Raw genomic sequence first — 19,466 nt, 5'->3', positions numbered from 1 at the left:
TCATTATTTACTAACATATTAACATTAAAACTTCAACTTAGAAAATATCTTAAATAAAACGTTTAGAAAAGAAAGCAAGTTTTAGAAAAAATAAAAACAGTCCATAAAGCAATAAAACTAGATCCGTCTAACAAGTAGTTTTTCAAAAATTTTTCTGCCAATAACGCTAATTTACAGAGAAACAATACGGATATAAAGCTTTAGATCTTATTACATTCCATATATTTGCACTTGTTTTAATTAAGTCTAAATAAACAATGATAAAATTTTCTACTCTACTACTAGTGTTCTTTTCGATAAGTACACTTTCTGCACAACAAATTTCTAAAACCAATACAAACAACGAAAAAGACAAAACCACAAAAAGTCAAGACAGTATCTTAAACGATAAATCGAAAGCGGATAACGAATTGCAAGAAATTGTCGTTTCTGCATCTCGAAAGGCTGAAATTCTAGATGAGGTTCCTTCATCGGTAACATTGTTATCAAAAAAACAAATTCAACAACAATTAAGCATAAGCTCAAATCTTAGCGACATATTAGGAGCAACAGTACCAGGTTTGGGATTTTCGACTAATAGAACTCAAAATTTGGGTCAGACCTTACGCGGTCGACGTGTTTTGGTTATGATTGATGGAATTCCGCAATCAACACCGTTAAGAGATGGTGCCAAAGATATGCGCTCACTAGATCCTACTGTTCTAGATCGCGTAGAAGTTATTAAAGGCGCAACTGCTATTTATGGTAATGGTGCCGATGGCGGTTTGATAAATTATATTACTAAAAAATCAAATCCAGACAAAGCAATAAGCGGATCAACAGAGGCTGGAACAGCTTTTTCTCTAGTTAAACCTGCTGAAACTGCGGGTTTCTTTGTGTCGCAGTTGTTTACTGGAAAAATAAAAAAGTTCGATTATGTGGTGAGTGGACGTTATGAAGAAACTGGACTTTATCGTGATGCCAAAGGGCGTGTTCTTTCTCCTGAATACGGAATGAACGATCTTAAAAATTGGAATGCTTTTGCAAAAGTCGGTTATGATTTTAATGCCAATAATCGTTTAGAGTTAATGTACAATTATTTCGAGAGTACACAGCATACAGATTACGTTGCTAAAGCTGGTGTTTATGGCAATTTTGATTCACCGACAATTGGTGTAAAAGGACAACGTCCGGGAGAACCTGAAGGAACGCCGTATAATCATAATGCAAGTTTAAGTTATATTGGAAAAAACTTCATTGGAAAAACGGATGTTAACGCTTCTCTTTATTTTCAAGATTATCTTACGTTAATTAATTACAGTGATTTTTTTGAAAACAACGGACAACCTGCAACTCAAAGCAAAAAACTTGGTTTTCGTTTAAATTTAAATACGCCATATGAATTCAGCTCTCTTATATCAGGTAATTTAACTTATGGTTTAGATATTCTATCGGATATAACTGATACTCATCTTACTGATGGACGATTAGTAATTCCTGAAATGAAGATGAATAACATAGCACCTTACTTCCAGCTTAAAAATATGTTTGGACCAAATTTGGTTTTAAAAACGGGTTTAAGACTTGAAAACGTAAATATTGATGTGCCAGATTATACTACTATCGGTATTCGTAATTATGTAAACGGTACTTACGTAGGCGGCGGAATTGCCGTAAATGGCGGAGAACTGGATTTTAATGCGCTTATGTTTAATGCAGGTCTTCGTTATACAAAATGGTCATTGTTTAAACCTTTTGTAAGTTTTTCTCAAAGTTTTAGTGTTGCTGATTTAGGTTTAGTATTGCGTGCTGCTAAAGAAAATACGGTAAACAATACTTCGATAAAAGCGGTTACGGCAAACAATTACGAATTTGGTTTCTCTGGAGCTTGGGCAAAACTTTCTTATGATGCCGCTGTGTATTACAGTACTTCTAAATTGGGAGCTTCATACGTATACATTGATGGTAATCCGCAGATTTCGCGCTCGCCTGAGAAAATTTATGGTTTTGAACTGTCGGCAAAATATCGTCTTCACTCTAAAATTGATATTGGCGCTAATTATTCTTTTACTGAAGGAAAAAGAGAACTTACAGACAAAAAAGTGTATTTAGGAGGTGATCGTATAAATCCGCCAAAAATTACTGCCTTTACTGTTATCAGACCTTTAGAAGCTTGGTCGATCTATTTACAAATGATAAATACACCAGGAAGAGATCGTTTTGAACCTGTAAATGGTGCCTATACTTACGGAACTGGTCCTATAAAATCGTTCACAGCTTTTAATCTTTCTTCAAGCTATACTTTCAGAGAAAAAAGCACTATTCGTTTAGGTGTTGAAAATCTGTTTAACAAAGATTATTATTCTGTTATCTCTCAATGGCAGTCAAGCAATATGAATTATGTTAAAGAAAATGGTACTCGTTTGACGGTTAGTTTTACGCAGGCATTTTAATAATATAACCAACAATAATGCGCTATAATAAGATTTAGAACAGATTTTTCCAAACACAAAAAGAGCCTTCAAAATCATTTGATTTTGAAGGCTCTCAATTTTAAGGAACAATTAAAAATTAAAATGCTGCTCCTTACAAAGTACTCTAAGTACTGTTTGAATTAAAAAATAACCTGAAACTGAAGTATCGCCTGCCAATTTCCAATTAAATCTGGACGCTCTACATTATAAAACGCTTGAGCTGCAGCAGAGTAAAACAGTTTGCTTTTTGTACCTATTTGAAATGTTTTTCCAGGTCCTCCGCCAATAGGAACCAACCATTGATTTCCGTTTGATGCCAGCCAATTTACCACAATAGTCGCATTACTTTCAGCAAACCATCCTTTTGGAAAATTGTAATAAGCAATGTACTGAATACTTCCTGAATTGACTTTATTTACACCATCACCGCCTAGAGACCAGTAATTTTGTAAAACAATGCCACTTGAAAATTTATCTCCAGCCATATATAATAAAACCGAAGGTCCTAAACTTAAACGATTGCTTCCTAATGCAGCGTTTGTTCTAGTAGGAATCTGCATGGCGGGCCCAATACCCCAACTCAGTTTACCTTTCTTTTGAATGCTTGAAAAATATCCATTAAACAAAATATTTCCCATGCCTCCTTCATTTGTACCACCGTCAAAAAGCGGTGGTACAGTTTGAAAAGGAATAATAGTATAGGTTATCAACTTTAAATTACCTGCCAATTTAAAAGGATAAACAGGTTGTATCGAAAAGGAACTTGCTGTACCATCCGCTATCGGCAATAAAACTTCTTGTAAAAAAACACTGCGCAGACCACTTACAGGATCTTGTCTTTTTTTGCTCATTTCTTCTACTGAAGTTTTTTCACTCTCATTAGACTGACTGAAAATTGGTAAGCAAAAACAGATAAATAAAACAATTAAAATATTAGATTTAAAATTCATTGCATTTATGTTTACTTCTATGTTTACCTAAAAACGTCGTTTACTTAACCTCTTCAAAATCACCAGGCTGCCAGCTTCCATTAAAAGCATTTGCTTCTGGTCCATAAATTCGAATATAAGCAAACCATCCCCTATTTGGCAGTGTTTTTATCCATTGCCCGTCTTTGCCAGCTGGAGCTTTGGGCCCAAAATATAAATCGATGCTTTTACCGTTTATTTTGTCTTTCAGTTCAAATAAAGAACGTAATGCCGCTTTGTTTTGATCTGTATCAACTTGGCTTCTTGTTAGCGCATCATAAATAGTTACTGACCAAAATAATTTTGCAGGAACTGGTGTAGGTATTGTTAATTTATAGGTTTTTCCGCCATCAACATATTTGCCCGCATTATCCTTAAGTCCAAGCCAATATAATGAACCACCTCCTTCTTTTCTTCTAAACATCGATGGCGAAGCTCCAATTGCTTGATAAAACCAAGTTTCTCTTCCATCAAGATCTACATAATTTGGCGTATTAAAATCTCCGTCTTCAAATCGAAGTGCAACCCACTCCCACTGACGATCTTTCCAAACAATACGATCAGAACGACGATCTGCAAATGATTGAACACGCATTTGCGCATTTGCAATTTTAGCCGCTTTTTCTAGTATAGCTTTAAGTCTCGCATCGGGTTTAAAAGGCTGTCCTTTTTTGATGCCTAGTATAGAAAGTTCACCATAGTAATTTCTATAACCTTCGTAAGCAGGTTCTCTTTGAATAACGTCATTTAAATTCTCCCAGTATTTTATATTATTCTCCCAGCCAATTGGTGTTGTATTCTGAGGTTTATTGGTAAGATCAAGCCATTGTGGTTCTTTCCAGTCTGATGGTTTATTTAACGGATAAACTTTTACTGTTTTAATACGTTCTATAGCGGCATTTACATCTCCTCCAACAGGAAGTGAGCGTATACCAACTGTTAAATTATTTGATGAAGATTTCCATGTATGAAAACCAGAAGAAGGAATTGCACCTTTATATCCTGGAGGTAAAAGCAAATGTTTCCCGCCATTTCCGGCATCAGGACCCGGAATTCCCATGTCAGCAACCCAACGTTGATTTACATCCATTGCAACTACAATAAGCGGTCCCTTTGGAATATCTATAATCATTGGCCCTTTTGATAAATCAATGGGAATTGGCCCGTAAGGTGTATCTGAATTCAGCGTAAAACCAATTTGTTTTGGTTTTGTATCTAAAGTTCCAAATGATTTGTTTGGAACAATATTAATACTATCATTTCCTTTAACTAAGCCTTCTCCTGAAACGGTAGGATAGAAAAATTTATAGGCTTGTACAGCACGCGCCAAATCCGCATCATCGTAAGCTTTTTTGATAGTTGCTTCAGTTGGATAACCGCCTACAAATTCATAATCTGAACTTGCATCAGTAGAATCAGCAGTTCCTTTTGCAATTTCTGTTTCATTTTTACAACTATAAATGAATAGCACTAAAAACAGGGAGGGAAATATTTTTTTCATAAATCGATTTATTTAGGTTGTTAAATTCAAATCAAATTTATAACAACTTAATATCTAGCCAGTTTCATTAAATCTTATTTTGGTTTCAAATTATAATATGCTACCAAATTGATGTGTCAAAATAAATTTTCAATTGGCATTACCTTAATTTTAATTAAAAAAATCACTATTTTTAATAAACTTTCATTCTTTTGCTATGACTGATAAATCACAACTTCGCAGCTCTATTTTCAGACATTTAGATGGTTTGGCTGTTGCTCCTGTAGCAATAGCATTTAAAAATAATGCCGTTTTAGAATTTATCTTAAACAAAAAACAAGTGCAATTATCAGAACTTGCCTCCGTTTTTAAAGCAAATGAAGGTTACCTGAATGTAGGTTTAAGAATTTTGGCCTCTCAAGGTTTTGTAAATTATACGGTTGACAATCAAAAACAAGGAATTACGATTTCGGTAAACGAGAAAACAGAAATTGCTTTTTCATTGTTTTATCTCTATCAAGATGTTGTTGATTTGCTTCAATTGTCTGTTCAGTTTCATCCTCGTCTTTTTGAAGATGTTCCATTTGAAAAACTCAATACTATTTTTGAAAAGTATAAAGTAAAATACTACATAGAACAGTCTGATGATCTCTTGACAAACAGTATTCAGGATCAGATTTTAAAACATATTGAAGGGCATTTGATAGGCCCTACAATAGTTCGTTTGGCAATGAACGGGATGTTTCATAAATATTTTATGGAAACTTCTTTCAAACCGGAAGAGTTTCATAAATCGCCAGAAAATTTTAAAAAAATATTAGATTTTTTTGCGCATCTTGGATGGTTTTTAGAAAAAAACGGCAACTATCAGTTTACCGAAGACGGTTTGTTTTTTGCCAAAAGAGCCAGTGCTTATGGCGTTACGGTTTCTTATCTGCCAACATTTGCTAAAATTGAAGAACTAATTTTTGGCAACCCAGATGTTTTACGAATGGCTGCTGATGGAGAAAATGAAATTCATGTTGATCGTGTTATGAATGTTTGGGGAAGCGGCGGTGCACATGATACTTATTTTAAGGTTGTAGACGAAATTATTATTAAGCTTTTTAATCTTCCAATTGAAGAACAGCCAAAAGGAATTTTGGATATGGGCTGCGGAAATGGTGCTTTTTTACAGCATATTTTTGAAGTAATCGAAAGACAAACTTTAAGAGGGAAAATGCTGGATGAATATCCGTTGTTTTTGGTTGGAGCCGATTATAATCAGGCTGCTTTGAAAGTAACCAGAGCAAATTTAATAAAGGCTGATATTTGGGCAAAAGTAATTTGGGGAGATATTGGACGTCCTGATTTGCTCTCGGATGATCTGAGGGAGAATTATAATATTGATTTAAAGGATTTACTTAATGTGAGAACTTTTCTAGACCACAATCGAATTTGGAAAGATCCTGAACATATCAAAAAAGACAGAGTCAGCTCTTCTACTGGAGCATTTGCTTATAGAGGAAAAAGAATCAGTAATAATCTCGTAGAAGATAATCTTTTAGAGCATTTACAAAAATGGTCGCCTTATGTTCGCAAGTTTGGTTTACTTTTAATCGAATTACATACTATAAATCCAGAACTTGCAGCCTCCAATTTAGGAAAAACTCCTGCCACGGCTTATGATGCTACTCATGGATTTTCAGATCAATACATTGTTGAAATTGATGTTTTTAATACCATTGCTGGTGAAGCAGGCTTATTTCCAGATCAATCCACTTTTAAACGATTTCCTGAAGCAGATATAGCAACAGTGAGTATTAATTTATTGAAAGGAAAGTAATCTATGACTTAATTAAGTAAAAGAAAACACTACTTTATGTTATAAGAAACAAAAAATCATCTGTTCTATCCTTTTAATCTCTTTAGGCTTATTCAGATAAAAGCAGTTTTTTAGATCTATTCTTTCAAAAATAAAATAATATGTTTAACTTTAAATTTATTATAAATCCTTTATGAATAAATTTTACATCATATTGATCGCTGTTCTTGGCCTATTCTTAGTGCCAACGGTGACTTTTGCATGTAAAAAACCATCTGTAAACCATTCTTATACAAAAAACACTTCTAAAACTGAGAAGAAAAATTGTTGTGCTAAAATGAGTCATTCAAAAGATAAAAATGATGACGACTGCAGCGGAAAATGCAAACATTCGATGTGTAATTGTACTTTTGCGTGTAATGGAGGGATTACTTTTTTTAATGAATCACAATTCAATACTAATTTTTTCCGTTTTTATTCTGAAAAAGAAAAGTTCTATAATTCAGAAACCGTTACTTCTGCGGGTTTCTACTCTCTTTGGCTTATACCTAAAATAAGCTAAATTCTTTATTGACAGCCATAAGTGTGTCAATTCTAAAGCAAACTCTTTGCTGTTATTTATTTCCAACCTAATCAATTACAAAAATATTGTACTTGTACAATGTTCCATTTTGTTCTTGTTTAAAAAAGCACAAAATCTAATCTTAAAAAAAGAAAGACGATAATGCTTTTTTCATCAGCATTGTTATGCAAATTGGAAAAACAAAGCAAAACAAAGAGAATAAAACTAAATCCTTAGTACAATTCTAAAGCTGAGGTAAAGTAAAATAGTAAAATAACAACCTAAAACTTAGAAAAAATGAAAAATGTAATTCTATCAACTATAGCAACAGTATTTGTAATGGTTTCATGTAATCAAAAAAACAAAGAAGCTGTAACACCAGATCCAAAAGAAATCCAAACTCAATCAAATACGAAAGAAAGTACTGATAAATCTAATTTTTCTATAAATGAGATTACAAATAATTATCTGAATCTGAAAAATGCATTAGTCAATGACAACTCAAAAAATGCCGCCAATGCGGGAAAAGAATTACTTACTGCTTTTAATAATGTCAATTCTACAGCGATAGATGAAAAAATAAAAATCAAGTATAATGATATTGCCGATGTTGCCAAAGAACACGCTGAACATATTGGAGACAATGACGGAAATATAGAACATCAAAGAGAGCATTTTGTGTTACTGAGCAAAGACATTAACGATTTAATACAGGAATTTGGTACAGATCAAAAGTTGTATCAAGATTTTTGTCCAATGGCAAACGACGGTAAAGGCGCAATATGGATTAGTGAAACTAAGGAAATTAAAAATCCTTATTACGGTTCGAAAATGAGTAACTGTGGATCAATTAAGAAAACACTTTAAAATGAAACCTTTCATTAAAAAGATAATTTTTATTGGTGCAATTATTATTGTACTCATTCAATTTTATCAGCCCGCTCGTAATTCTGATTACGGGCAGGTTTTACCAATCCATTTTTCTAAAATCTATCCTGTTCCTCAAAATATCGAAACAATTTTGCAAACTTCTTGTTACGATTGCCATAGTAATAACACACGTTATCCTTGGTATTCTAACATACAACCCATGCGTTCCTTTATGGACAGTCACATTTCTGAAGGAAAAGATGATTTAAATTTTAGTGAATGGGGAAGTTATTCCAAAAGAAAACAAGGAACTAAATTGAACCGAATCATTAAGCAAATAAAGGATAACAAAATGCCTTTAAGTTCTTATACTTTAATTCATAGAGATGCTATACTGGATTCAACGCAAAAGAAATTGATAACTACGTGGCTTGAAAGCTTAAATGACAGTATTGCAAAAAGCAATTAAAATAATGGTAATAATTGAATGACTATTATAGTTCAAGTATTCAACAGCTTATTTAATTCTTTATAAAAAAAAAGCTCCAAAATCAAATGACTTTGGAGCTTTTATATTTTATTAAATTACTTTTAGTTCAAATCATTGAACTCGTGTAATGATTTTAATGTGCTTTCGTAAAACAAGATTGCAGCAACAAGATTTCCTTTATCTGAGTAAGGCATCATCTTTCTTTGAAACTCTACTGTAGTATCTAAGAAGTTTGTAGTTCCTACTGCTTGACCATCAAGAATTTTTTTATGATCACTATCGTCTGGAATACCTAAGTCAGCCATTGTAACACCTGGTTTAGTTACCAAAGCAATATAAGGAAGTGTTTTTACTAATACTTTAATACGCTCAATGTACAATTCTAAAAGCTCACCTTTTTGCATACCGCTCAATTCTTTTTGATCGTGGTATTTACGGATTATAGCTGTTGTACTGATAATACTTCTTGGAGCGTTTTTTGCCTGAGCTGATACAGCGCCAGTTGTCAAGAAGAAAAGGAAACTTAGTAAAATAATCTTACTCTTCATTTTAATAATAGGATTTGGGTGTTGTTCTTAAAAACAAAAATATATAAATTAACTTAAATTACAACTTAATAATTTCTTTTTTATGTCTAGAATATCATAACTTCTACGTTTTGATTATTCTAAAACGTCCTGGATACTTTATCCAAATGCTTTTTCTAGTGCCATAATAGTCCATAAATTCTTCACAAACAAAAACGGCATGCGCTTTTGACCATGCGACAACTCCACAGAATTCGCTTCCAGATTGCCGCTTTAATTTTTGTATTTGTTTACCAACCGTAAATCCTAAATACTTATAAATAGTTGGAGTATAAATAGTACCGTCTTCCAAATCTTCTAATGCTTTATCAAATACAGCGTCTTTGTCGATGATTTGTTTGTATTTTGCCATTACAGCATAGGTAAGTATGGCATAATCTGTGATTTTTTCACTTTCGCAATTGTCTTTTATATATACAAAACCAGCAGAAATTTTGGCTTTGTTAATTTCATCACTATTCAAATTAAATGATGCATTATTCTTTAAGGTAATTTTAAACAAACTGTCGTTTATCTTTTCAGTTACAAAAAGATTATCTAATCCGTAAACATTTAAAGATGCTTTGATGAATGCAATTGAGGAGCAATTGGTACGTTCGCCCTGTTTAAAACTTTCAAATATTTTATCTGAACTCAATTGTGAGTATGCACTTGAGCCTATAAACATTAAAAATAAATATATTGAAGTAACCGATTTTATCATTATTAGATTTTGTAATTATTTTCCAATTGATCTCTTGGAAATATTCAGATTATACAAATCTATAAAAATCAACTCGTAATTGTTTTCATTACTTCTTAACTTTTTTCGAAAATCATAATTGACCTAAAAATTTTACAAAATTTTATGAGAGAACACAAAACCGATCTGTAATTTTTATCGTACATTTAATACACGGCATTTAGGAATGCAGTAAATTCAAATGAAGTAGTTTTTGGAGCATGTTGGCTTTATCATTCTTGAATTATCGTTTATCAAGCTGACTACTTGAAACAAAAAAGCGATCTAAAAAAGATCGCTTTTTTATTACTTTTCTTCTTCACTTTTTAACTGCAATGCTCTTTGAAGAAAGCTTTGATGTAATATCTTATTTTCGGCTTCATTGATCGCCTTAAATAAATTATTCTGATTATCGGTAATTTCTGTAAGTACATTTTTCATAATCTCCCATACAGGTTTCATCTGCTCTATCAGCTCCTGCCCTTTTGAAGTAAGCTGAATGAGTCTTTTACGCTCGTCGATTTTATCTTTTTTAGAGCGAATCAGTTTTTGTTTTTCCAGTTCTTTAAGCAAACTTATGGTTGATGGATGTGTGTACCCAATTTCATTGGCCACTTCCACTACACTCAAAACTCCTTTATGATATAAAGTATAAATTACCGGAAACCATTTTGGCTCAAAATCAATTCCATATGCTTTATAAAACAATGCACCGTCTTTTCGCAATTGCTCGCTAAGTCGCTGCAATCGTGTTGAAAGAGCCAAAATCCCTGATTCGTCTATAATATTCATCTTTTATTTCTTTAAGTTTAAATGGCAGAAAACATTATCTGGAGCCATTAATGGAAATGTTTTTGGAAGCTCTCCTTTATCGATTCGCACAAAATTATTCTTTTCGTAAAAACGTAATGCCGCTTCTAATATTGAAACTGTTCCTAAATATAGATCATCAATTTTATTCTGCTGACAATATTCGATTAAAGTTTCTAATAATTTTTGAGCAATTGAAAATTCTTTTCCTCTAAATTCTTTCTTAACAAACATTTTTCTAATAGCTCCTGTATTCGATTCAAACTTAATTAAAGCAATGGTTCCAACTAATTCATCATTAATAAAACACCCCCAAAAGCTTCCGCCTCCTGCATGATAAAAATTAGTTATGTTTAGCAAATCTGGCTGATCTTCAATTGTAATTGCAACGTTAAACTCATTTTGCTGAATGTTTAATATCAAATCTACAATGGCGTTCGAATATTGATTATCGACAGGTTTAATAACAAGTTTCATATAGTATAAATTTTATAATGCAAAACTACGTAGTTAAATACATAAATAAAAACAAATTCGAAATTTTATGATTTATTTTTGATTGTTTTTAATGTCTTTGTTATTTAATATTAAAAAAGAAGGACGAGAATAAATAACACCTTTTCTAGTGCTTTATCCCTTAAATTGTTTTAAATTAGTAAATAAAGTGACTTTAAGTTCAATTAAATCTCAGGGAAAATATGAAGCAGATTATAGATATTTTAAATTTACGTGAAGGCGAAAATGACAGAGCTTTAACTCTTGAACAGGTAAAGAAAGACATTGAATTTAAAGGGGCAAATTTATGGATCTTGGCGTGCGCAATTATGGTTGCTTCGGTTGGGTTAAATGTAAATTCGACCGCAGTAATTATTGGTGCCATGCTTATTTCTCCATTAATGGGGCCTATTGTTGGAGCTGGTTTTGCATTGGGTATTTATGATTTTGCACTTTTAAAAAAATCATTACGAAATCTTCTAAATGCTACTTTTGTAAGTTTAGCCGTTTCAACACTTTATTTTTACTTAAGTCCTTTTAAAGATGTCCAATCCGAATTGTTAGCACGAACTTCTCCTAATATTTATGATATTCTTATTGCCTTTTTTGGTGGTATTGTGGGAGTTATTGCAATTACAAGAACTGAAAAAGGAAATCCTGTTCCAGGAGTTGCAATCGCAACAGCATTAATGCCGCCTTTGTGTACTGCAGGTTATGGATTGGCAACTGGGCAGTGGACATTTTTTCTAGGAGCATTTTATTTGTATATTATAAACTGTGTTTTTATTGGCATTGCTACTTTTTTAATCATAAAATATTTGAATTATCCACCAGTTAAACAAATTGATGAAAAACAGCAAAAAAGAGTAAAACTTATTATCGTTGTGGTTACTACGAGTATGTTGATCCCTAGCAGTTATCTTGCATTTTCATTATATGTTGAACAGCAGTTTAAAAAAAATGTAGATCTTTTTCTTGATGATGAATTTAGCAGTAAGGGATATACTGTGGTGTATAAAAAAACGGAGTTTAATCCGCAGAAGAAAAAAATTGAATTGGCTTTTCTTTCTAAAAAATTTGATGCGCAAGAAATAAAAGAACTTAAAACTAAACTTAACAGAAATAAATATTTAAAGGGAACTGAACTTCTTATTAGACAAGACAGCGATGATAAACAGAACCCTTTGAAAAATGATCTTTTAAATAAAATTAAAAGCAGTGAAAACGAAATGGATGCGAAAGATTTAAAGCTTTTGCATCTCGAAAAGGAACTTGCTAAAAATAAATTTGATAACGAGCAACTTTTAAAGGAGACTAAAACTTTGTTTCCTGCTATCTCTTCTTTATCTGTTACAAAAACAAACTTCGTTACTGAAAGTGACAGCACCTATGCGATTACTGCTGTAATCTATGACGGTAAAGGGACTTTTAATGAAAATGATCAAAAGAAATTTAAAGATTGGCTTAGTGTAAGACTTGCTGTTAAGGATGTAGAAATTTTTAAGAAGCAGTAGAAGCTATATATTTTTCTAAGTTTACAATTTTTGCAAACCTAAAAGGAATATTTTTTATTCCTACTTTAAAGATTGACCTTTATTATAGAAAAAAAATAATATTTAATTGTGACTTAATATATTTTTTTGTGTCTAAATTTAACTAGCTTCAATTTAATTGTGAGAAAATTAGTTTTGACACTTAGAGTAAAGTGCATTTAAGCTGTTTTTTCTATCAATACGTCTAGTATATTTTTGTTCAAGACAAAAAAACATTATTTTGGTCTTCAATATATTAGGCCATAGATCTAACAAAATGTCTTAAAATTTAAGATGTTTAAATATTATTATTGTTGTGCATATGAATAATCCTTTCAAGGAAATACTAAATGATGAAAAATTACCCGATGAAATTAAAAAAAGGGTTATGGCAGATATTGCCCGTCTTAAGAGTTCCGATGATATTACTGATTTATTTCTTGTAAAATACCCTGATATTTTTTCGGATATTGCGGATACCAAAGAAATTGATTCTTCAAAAATAAATCTTGATCAAAATTCAAGTAAGTAAAAAGAAGGTGCTTACCATAAATATTTAGATAAGCAATTTTATCTGCTAAAAACTTTATGTTCTTATAACTGCAATCAGCTTATACAAGAAACAATAAATATTATTAATTCAACAAAAGCTTTAAGAGATTATCTTAAAGCTTTTTGTTTTTCAGAATTTATTCAGGTCAATAAAATTAGTTTCGATAAGCTTCAATTAAACTGAATTTAGCTCTTTGTATTCTCATTTTCACTGCACTCTCACCAAGCGAAAGAACTTTCATTATTTCTTTTATTGACAGTTCATCTTGGTATTTCATAAGTAAAATCATTTTTTCTTTAGTGTCGATTTTATCAAGTGCAACATTTAGTTTATTTGCATTCATGCTTAAAATGTCTTCGTCTAGGATATCATCATCGATGGTGTCTACCAACATTTCAAAATCGGCGTCTCTTTGAATATTTTTGCTTTGTTTGTCTCTAGTAACATAGTTTGTGCAATAATTGTATGTAATAGAATAGATCCAGGTCGAGAATTTTGAATTCCCATTAAACGTTTTTAAGCTAACAAATAGTTTAATGAAAATATCATGTGCTAAATCCTGTGCTTCGGATTTTGATTTAACAAAACTAAGGCATTTATGATATACCAAATTGGCATATCTATCGTATATAATTTCAAATAGGTCAGAATTATTGCTTTCCGCTATCTGTAAAACAAGCTCTTCGTCAGAGATTTTCAATATTTTTTTATCAATTGGCATATTTGTCAATATTTAAAACAATTAAAAACCTTAGAAGCAATAAAATTATTTTTTAAAGTATTATACACTTAATTGTAATCGTTAACAATTTTAAAAAAGATGCCCTGGATTATCATTCCAAGGCACCGTTCTTCCAAATTTACCGAGATGATTATAAAAATTATAGAGTACCCCCAAATACATATTAATTCTTAAAGGAAACCATCTCTTCTATTAAGACACCGACAGTGCAATTACGTCACATTTTTTTTGTGATTTTTTTTGTTTTTTTTCACATTCCATTCTATCCAAAAGATTTCCCTTCAAAAACGGTCAATTCATTTTAATTTCTTTTATGAAATTTCTTAGGTTGAAAACATTAAAATTTAATGTTTTATTAAGAGTCAATTGTTCGTTTGAAACTAATGTTTGGTACGGGTTTGGAATGTGTAGAAAAAGCAGATTAAGTAATAATTCGTTAAAAATAGATTCGTTGCTAAAATTAGGTTTGGTCATATCAAAAGTCATTTTTTTATTACATTTTGATTGTCAAAATCATCCCAAAAAGTTGCAAAATTGTCTCATCAGTATTTTTTAACGTACTCAGTTGGAGTTACTTTGTAATAATCCTTAAAACTTTTAGAAAAATAAGACGGCGAATTGAAGCCTGTCATATACACAACATCTGAAATTGAATTACCGTTTTTAAGAAATTCTGCTGCCTTTGTTATACGGTAACTATTTATAATTTCACCTGCCGAAAGATTAAACAATATTTTGACTTTTCGCTGTAAATTGGCACGGCTTATAAATAATGATTCGGCCAGCATTTCTACACTTAAATTATTATTATCAAGATTGGCATCTATAATTTTATAAATTTCATTCAAGAATTTATCGCTTTCACTTTCGATTCTAGTATTATTTTCTAAAGGTTTTATCAGGCTGTTATGATAATTATCTCGTAATTTTTTCTGTTGATCCAGTTGATTTTTAATTCGAAGACGTAATTCATTAATGCTAAAAGGTTTTGTAACATAATCGTTGGCACCAATTGCAAGACCTTTCAATCTGCTTTCCATATCAGCTTTAGCGGTTAGTAAAATTACTGGAATATGATTTATGGTTATATTGTTTTTTACAGCTCTGCAAAATTTATAGCCATCCATACCTTCCATAGTAATATCACTTAATATTAGATCAGGCATTTTTTCAAAACAAATGTCTAATCCCTCATCACCATTTTTAGCTGTAATTACATTATAAATTTCTCTAAGATTATCCGCAATAAACTGCGCGAGTTCTAGATGATCTTCGACAACCAATATGGTATATTTTTTTTCATCTATTGCTGCTGTTGGAATTTCATCAATTTGAATCTGCATTCTTTGAACTGAAAATGGAAGCCAAACGCTAAAGGTAGTTCCTGAAGGAAATGCTGTTCGACTTTCTACATTGATGGTTCCTTTGTGCAATTGTACAAGTTCATAAACAAGTGATAATCCAATACCAGTTCCTTTTTTTTCAGTACTATTATTTGTTCCTTGATAATATCTCTTAAAAATATTCTCTTTGTCTTGAACAGACATTCCTCGACCATTATCTTGTACTTTAAGCATTAGTCCAATAGTTAGCTTTACGAGTGAAACTTTTATTGTGCCTCCAGCTTCGGTAAATTTTAATGCATTAGATATGAGATTATAAAGTATACGATCGAGTGTATTTACAGAAAACAAAAACTCTGCTATTTCAGGTGCTTCAAGTATTATTTTAATATTCTTTTCTTCTGCATCTTGCTCAAAAGCACTGATAATGTTTGAGATTACCATTACAACATCACCCCAGATCATTTCGGGGTTAAGAACTCCTGCATCTAATTTAGCTATATCCAGTAATTGATCGGTTAGATTGATAAGACTACTGGTATTTTTTGTAATCATCTTTAATAAACGGTCTTTATCTTTTGTACTTTTCTGCAATTGTTCCGCAGGTCCCTGAATAAGTGATAATGGTGTACGAAGTTCATGTGCTATATTAGAAAAAAAACGAATTTTTACATCATTTAATTTTCGAAGCTCACTTGCTTCATGTCTTTTAAGTTCAATTTCTTTTTTTATCAGTGCTTGATGTATTTTAAATCTAAAATACCACAGTACTCCTGCACTTGAAATTAAAATGTAAAACAATATTGCCCATCTGCTAAACCACCAAGGAGGAGTTATGCTTATAGGTAAAGAGGTTATATGACTGCTCCATTTTCCAGAAGTATTGGTTGCTGTTACCTGAAAAGTATAGTTTCCTGGAGGAATTTTTGTAAATACGGCTTCTCGTTTAATTCCTGCTGTAACCCAGCTGTCATCATATCCTTTTAGGCGATAACGATATTGATTACCAAGCGGCTGCCCAAATTGCAGAGCAGCATAGGAAAAGAATAAGTTGTTTTCTTCATGTGACAACTTCAGATCCTTTAATGTGTGTGCAGGCTGCAAACTTGGCCTCAGATCATTTAGAAATACATTATTTATTTTAATATCTGTTACAACTGTTACTGGAGATACTGTATCTTCCATAATACTAACAGGGTTAAAAACGACTCCACTTTTTAGCCCTCCAAATGCAATTTTGTTGTGCGGAAGCGGCAGTTGATGATAATGATTAAATTCTAGATTATTTAATCCGTGATATTTTGTAAAAATTCTTGTTCGATACGTTATTGTGTTAAAACGTACTAAGCCTTTGTTAGTACCCAGCCATAGATTCCCCATTTTATCTGGAAGAATCAAGTAAATGAAGTTATCAGGAAAACCTTCTTCGACTGAAAAAACTTTTGTTTTACGAGTAATAGTATTGAAAGAAATCAAACCTATTGAACTTCCCAGCCATAATACATCTTTACGTTTATAATCAGGTCTTATACTTATAAGATTATTAATAGGCAGACCTTTTTCTGACTTTTGATAAAGCTCAACTTTTTTAGTGTCGACTGCAATACGAATTAATCCATGTGATTCAGTTGTAATCCATAATGCGTTACCTTGCATATCGGCATGCATTCCTCTACAGACAATTTTTTTCTTTGGATGGACAGAAAGGGTATTTAGCGATATAAAAAATTCCCATTCATTTTTTTCTTTATTAAAAAAATAAATAGAATTTTCTCTATCAAGTGCTATTGGGTTATCATTATATAAAGAAAATCCGATTATAGGTGCAAAGGGAGTTTCTGGAACTTTTGGCAGTTGAGGAAGTTTTGTCACGACACTGCCATAATTATCAAATAATGCAACCGTTCGATTAAGTGCAATCCAAACACCATCTTTAATTTTTACGGATCGTAAATAATACGAAGGTGTTAAAGGTGCATTTGAAAATTTCCAATCAAAGAACTGTAAGGCAGGAATATGATAATATTGATTGAATAAATCTGCAATAAAACCTTCTTTATAGTCAAAACTGGCGAAATCAATACTTGTATCAATAGTATAAACACCATCTGCATCACCTGCTACCCAAAAAAGACCTGATTTGTCTACTAAAAAGGCTTGAGCATTGGCATCCATTTTTATTGTTGCCATGCTTATAATACCTTTTTTATCAGAGTACTCATAGATTGTTTTTTCTAAAATAAAAAACTCTTTACCTTCAGTATCTGCATCTATATATCTTACAGGAAATAATGATTTTACAGGCAGGCTTACTTTTCTAAATTCTTTTTTTATTGGATTAAAAAAATAAATAAAAGAATTATCGGCCCACATTAGTTCACCATTTTTTCTTTCTGTAAAGGCATTAAAAACTATTCCATCATCTTTGAATCCTTCGGGAAAAAGTTGATACGGTATTATTATGGGAATAAATTTATTCTTTTTCTTGTCGAACTTGCTGATCGCTTTTTGGCTTAAAACCCAAAGTTCTTTTTTATAAGTTTCGATTATATTATAAATTGGACCATACTTACTAAAGTAGGAACCATAATTTACCAGCTTTTTCTTATCACTTAAATCTATTTTACACAATACATTGTTGTCTTTGGTTCTGAACCAGAGCATATTCTCGTGGTCTACAAACCAGACTCTTCTGCTTATTGTTATATTGTTTTTTTCTAAGAATGACTGAGTGATAACTGGATTTGCTTTTTCGGTATTATAATTAAATTTATCCAGTTCTCCTGATTCGTATTTTATCCACAAAGTATTACTGTCACTCTCTTTAATTTGCTCAATTAAATTTGAGGTAAGTGAATTTTTATTGTTATGAATGTGCTGAAAAATTTTGAAATTATGCCCGTCAAATCTTGCAAGCCCATTTCTGGTACTCAACCATATAAAACCATCTTTATTTTCTACTATGCCTGATACAAAAGATTGTGGAAGTCCTTCGTCTACTGATAAGTGTCTAATATTTTGTGAAAAGAGCATTGAAGAAGAAAAAAATAGTGCAAGCAAGAGTTGTATGCTATTTTTCATTTTTCCATAATTATAAAGATTTGGGCACATAAAGTTACGATATAAGGTAGATTTTAACATTCAAATACTGCTGAAAATTTTACAGAATTCCCACTAGTTGATAAACACAACAAAAGCTGTCTACTAGACAGCTTTTGTTCTTTTGCGTAATTTATTAGAAACTAAGAAATAAGAAAACTAGATTATCTGATAATAAATTCACTTCTTCTATTGGCATGGTGTTGTTCCGGCGTACATAAGATTTTGTCGCAATCGTATAGCGGGACAGCTTCGCCATAACCTTTTCCAGATATTCTATTGGAGTCTATCTTACCTTTCTCAATTATATAGTTAATTGTTGATTTGGCTCTTTTATCAGATAATGCTTTGTTGTATACCGCAGTACCTCTATTATCAGTATGTGAACGAACTTCAATTTTTATGTCTGGGAACAACTGCATGACCTCAATAACTTTATTTAACTCACTTTCAGATTCTGCCGCTATTTTAGACTGGTCGAACTCAAATTTAATTGGCTTTAATTTCATTATTCGAGCTAAATCTGTATTCTTAATTAAAGTTTCTCTTTCTAATAATACATCTGCATGAATAGTATCTTGGGTCATTCCTGCTGTAGAGATAATCAAGTCTATTGGAGCGTAAATACTTTTTGCTATTCGTATCGAATATACTTTTTGACACAAAAGTTCTTTATCAAAACTATAACTTCCATCTTTTAAAGATTTTGTTGTTGATATTAGTTTGTTATCTTGATCGTACAATAGAATTTCTATATCTGCAATAGGTTGACTGTTTTTTGCCTCTTTGATATTTCCTTTTAAGAACTGACTGCATTTTGAAATTATGTCTTGTTTTTGCAGTACTTCGTAGATATCGTCATTATAGGGTTCATTATCTCTATTTGAAGAAAAATAACCTATTCTGGTATTGCTGTTCATTATAAAAGTTATATCATTGGAAAAACCGGTCAATTTG

16 protein-coding genes are annotated in these 19,466 nt (G+C 31.6%); 7 read left to right on the top strand and 9 right to left on the bottom strand.

The window, feature by feature from the left end:
* Positions 1 to 257 precede the first annotated feature (257 nt).
* The gene (locus B0A75_RS17835) at positions 258 to 2,432 is read left to right on the top strand and encodes a TonB-dependent receptor (protein ID WP_089055624.1); all 2,175 of its coding nucleotides are present in this window, start codon (positions 258 to 260) and stop codon (positions 2,430 to 2,432) included.
* A gap of 161 nt (positions 2,433 to 2,593) precedes the next feature.
* Here the strand turns inward: B0A75_RS17835 and B0A75_RS17830 are convergent, their stop codons facing one another.
* Both B0A75_RS17830 and B0A75_RS17825 read right to left on the bottom strand, forming a co-directional pair.
* Entirely contained in the window at positions 2,594 to 3,403 is an 810-nt protein-coding gene (locus tag B0A75_RS17830) for a hypothetical protein (RefSeq protein ID WP_089055623.1), read from the bottom strand.
* 40 nt (positions 3,404 to 3,443) lie between these two features.
* Positions 3,444 to 4,922 carry a DUF1254 domain-containing protein gene (locus tag B0A75_RS17825; RefSeq protein ID WP_089055622.1) on the bottom strand — a complete coding sequence of 493 codons (1,479 nt, stop codon included), beginning with the start codon at positions 4,920 to 4,922 and terminating at the stop codon, positions 3,444 to 3,446.
* 196 nt (positions 4,923 to 5,118) lie between these two features.
* Here B0A75_RS17825 and B0A75_RS17820 point away from each other — a divergent pair, with 196 nt between their 5' ends.
* From B0A75_RS17820 to B0A75_RS17805, 4 genes are all read left to right on the top strand, one after another.
* Complete coding sequence (locus B0A75_RS17820; RefSeq protein WP_089055621.1) at positions 5,119 to 6,726, top strand: class I SAM-dependent methyltransferase; 1,608 nt, start codon at positions 5,119 to 5,121, stop codon at positions 6,724 to 6,726.
* 172 nt (positions 6,727 to 6,898) lie between these two features.
* The gene (locus B0A75_RS17815) at positions 6,899 to 7,267 is read left to right on the top strand and encodes a hypothetical protein (protein WP_123872396.1); all 369 of its coding nucleotides are present in this window, start codon (positions 6,899 to 6,901) and stop codon (positions 7,265 to 7,267) included.
* 297 nt (positions 7,268 to 7,564) lie between these two features.
* Positions 7,565 to 8,134: a DUF3347 domain-containing protein gene (locus B0A75_RS17810; RefSeq protein WP_089055619.1), complete on the top strand. Its 570-nt coding sequence runs from the start codon at positions 7,565 to 7,567 to the stop codon at positions 8,132 to 8,134.
* A gap of 1 nt (position 8,135) precedes the next feature.
* Positions 8,136 to 8,606: a heme-binding domain-containing protein gene (locus tag B0A75_RS17805; protein WP_089055618.1), complete on the top strand. Its 471-nt coding sequence runs from the start codon at positions 8,136 to 8,138 to the stop codon at positions 8,604 to 8,606.
* A gap of 122 nt (positions 8,607 to 8,728) precedes the next feature.
* Here B0A75_RS17805 and B0A75_RS17800 read toward each other — a convergent pair whose 3' ends face one another.
* The 4 genes from B0A75_RS17800 to B0A75_RS17785 all read right to left on the bottom strand — a co-directional run bounded on the left by B0A75_RS17800 (position 8,729) and on the right by B0A75_RS17785 (position 11,222).
* A complete protein-coding gene (locus B0A75_RS17800; RefSeq protein ID WP_089055617.1) occupies positions 8,729 to 9,175 on the bottom strand; it encodes a hypothetical protein in 447 nt (148 codons plus the stop codon).
* Between the two features lie 103 nt (positions 9,176 to 9,278).
* Positions 9,279 to 9,917 (bottom strand): hypothetical protein, encoded by a 639-nt coding sequence (locus tag B0A75_RS17795; protein WP_244284420.1) that lies wholly within the window; start codon positions 9,915 to 9,917, stop codon positions 9,279 to 9,281.
* Positions 9,918 to 10,241: 324 nt separating this feature from the next.
* Positions 10,242 to 10,727, bottom strand: coding sequence for a MarR family winged helix-turn-helix transcriptional regulator (locus B0A75_RS17790; protein ID WP_089055616.1), 486 nt, complete (start codon positions 10,725 to 10,727; stop codon positions 10,242 to 10,244).
* A 3-nt stretch (positions 10,728 to 10,730) separates the two neighbouring features.
* Positions 10,731 to 11,222 (bottom strand): GNAT family N-acetyltransferase, encoded by a 492-nt coding sequence (locus B0A75_RS17785; protein WP_089055615.1) that lies wholly within the window; start codon positions 11,220 to 11,222, stop codon positions 10,731 to 10,733.
* 221 nt (positions 11,223 to 11,443) lie between these two features.
* On the opposite strand from B0A75_RS17785, the gene B0A75_RS17780 reads away from it, so the two are divergent.
* On the top strand, positions 11,444 to 12,754 hold the full coding sequence (locus B0A75_RS17780) for a DUF389 domain-containing protein (RefSeq protein WP_206734762.1): 1,311 nt from the start codon (positions 11,444 to 11,446) through the stop codon (positions 12,752 to 12,754).
* Positions 12,755 to 13,094: 340 nt separating this feature from the next.
* Positions 13,095 to 13,304 (top strand): hypothetical protein, encoded by a 210-nt coding sequence (locus B0A75_RS17775; protein ID WP_089055614.1) that lies wholly within the window; start codon positions 13,095 to 13,097, stop codon positions 13,302 to 13,304.
* Positions 13,305 to 13,479: 175 nt separating this feature from the next.
* On the opposite strand, the gene B0A75_RS17770 is transcribed toward B0A75_RS17775, so the two are convergent.
* From B0A75_RS17770 to B0A75_RS17755, 3 genes are all read right to left on the bottom strand, one after another.
* Positions 13,480 to 14,046, bottom strand: a complete 567-nt coding sequence (locus B0A75_RS17770; protein WP_089055613.1) for an RNA polymerase sigma factor — start codon at positions 14,044 to 14,046, stop codon at positions 13,480 to 13,482.
* A gap of 563 nt (positions 14,047 to 14,609) precedes the next feature.
* Positions 14,610 to 18,491 (bottom strand): hybrid sensor histidine kinase/response regulator transcription factor, encoded by a 3,882-nt coding sequence (locus B0A75_RS17760; protein WP_165765139.1) that lies wholly within the window; start codon positions 18,489 to 18,491, stop codon positions 14,610 to 14,612.
* Positions 18,492 to 18,673: 182 nt separating this feature from the next.
* Positions 18,674 to 19,466 (bottom strand): OmpA family protein (locus B0A75_RS17755; RefSeq protein WP_208861283.1); only part of this gene is annotated, 793 nt, incomplete at its 5' end.

Origin of the sequence: Flavobacterium oncorhynchi (assembly GCF_002217355.1) — a bacterium.
GTDB lineage: Bacteria > Bacteroidota > Bacteroidia > Flavobacteriales > Flavobacteriaceae > Flavobacterium > Flavobacterium oncorhynchi.
Note: the sequence above shows the minus strand (reverse complement) of the source record. Positions and strands in the feature narration are given on the sequence as shown.

Excerpts from the sequence above, each read along its gene's own strand:
- B0A75_RS17835 (WP_089055624.1), top strand. The coding sequence starts at position 258 with ATGATAAAATTTTCTACTCTACTACTAGTGTTCTTTTCGATAAGTACA.
- B0A75_RS17830 (WP_089055623.1), bottom strand. The coding sequence starts at position 3,403 with ATGAATTTTAAATCTAATATTTTAATTGTTTTATTTATCTGTTTTTGC.
- B0A75_RS17825 (WP_089055622.1), bottom strand. The coding sequence starts at position 4,922 with ATGAAAAAAATATTTCCCTCCCTGTTTTTAGTGCTATTCATTTATAGT.
- B0A75_RS17820 (WP_089055621.1), top strand. The coding sequence starts at position 5,119 with ATGACTGATAAATCACAACTTCGCAGCTCTATTTTCAGACATTTAGAT.
- B0A75_RS17815 (WP_123872396.1), top strand. The coding sequence starts at position 6,899 with ATGAATAAATTTTACATCATATTGATCGCTGTTCTTGGCCTATTCTTA.
- B0A75_RS17810 (WP_089055619.1), top strand. The coding sequence starts at position 7,565 with ATGAAAAATGTAATTCTATCAACTATAGCAACAGTATTTGTAATGGTT.
- B0A75_RS17805 (WP_089055618.1), top strand. The coding sequence starts at position 8,136 with ATGAAACCTTTCATTAAAAAGATAATTTTTATTGGTGCAATTATTATT.
- B0A75_RS17800 (WP_089055617.1), bottom strand. The coding sequence starts at position 9,175 with ATGAAGAGTAAGATTATTTTACTAAGTTTCCTTTTCTTCTTGACAACT.
- B0A75_RS17795 (WP_244284420.1), bottom strand. The coding sequence starts at position 9,917 with ATGATAAAATCGGTTACTTCAATATATTTATTTTTAATGTTTATAGGC.
- B0A75_RS17790 (WP_089055616.1), bottom strand. The coding sequence starts at position 10,727 with ATGAATATTATAGACGAATCAGGGATTTTGGCTCTTTCAACACGATTG.
- B0A75_RS17785 (WP_089055615.1), bottom strand. The coding sequence starts at position 11,222 with ATGAAACTTGTTATTAAACCTGTCGATAATCAATATTCGAACGCCATT.
- B0A75_RS17780 (WP_206734762.1), top strand. The coding sequence starts at position 11,444 with ATGAAGCAGATTATAGATATTTTAAATTTACGTGAAGGCGAAAATGAC.
- B0A75_RS17775 (WP_089055614.1), top strand. The coding sequence starts at position 13,095 with ATGAATAATCCTTTCAAGGAAATACTAAATGATGAAAAATTACCCGAT.
- B0A75_RS17770 (WP_089055613.1), bottom strand. The coding sequence starts at position 14,046 with ATGCCAATTGATAAAAAAATATTGAAAATCTCTGACGAAGAGCTTGTT.
- B0A75_RS17760 (WP_165765139.1), bottom strand. The coding sequence starts at position 18,491 with ATGAAAAATAGCATACAACTCTTGCTTGCACTATTTTTTTCTTCTTCA.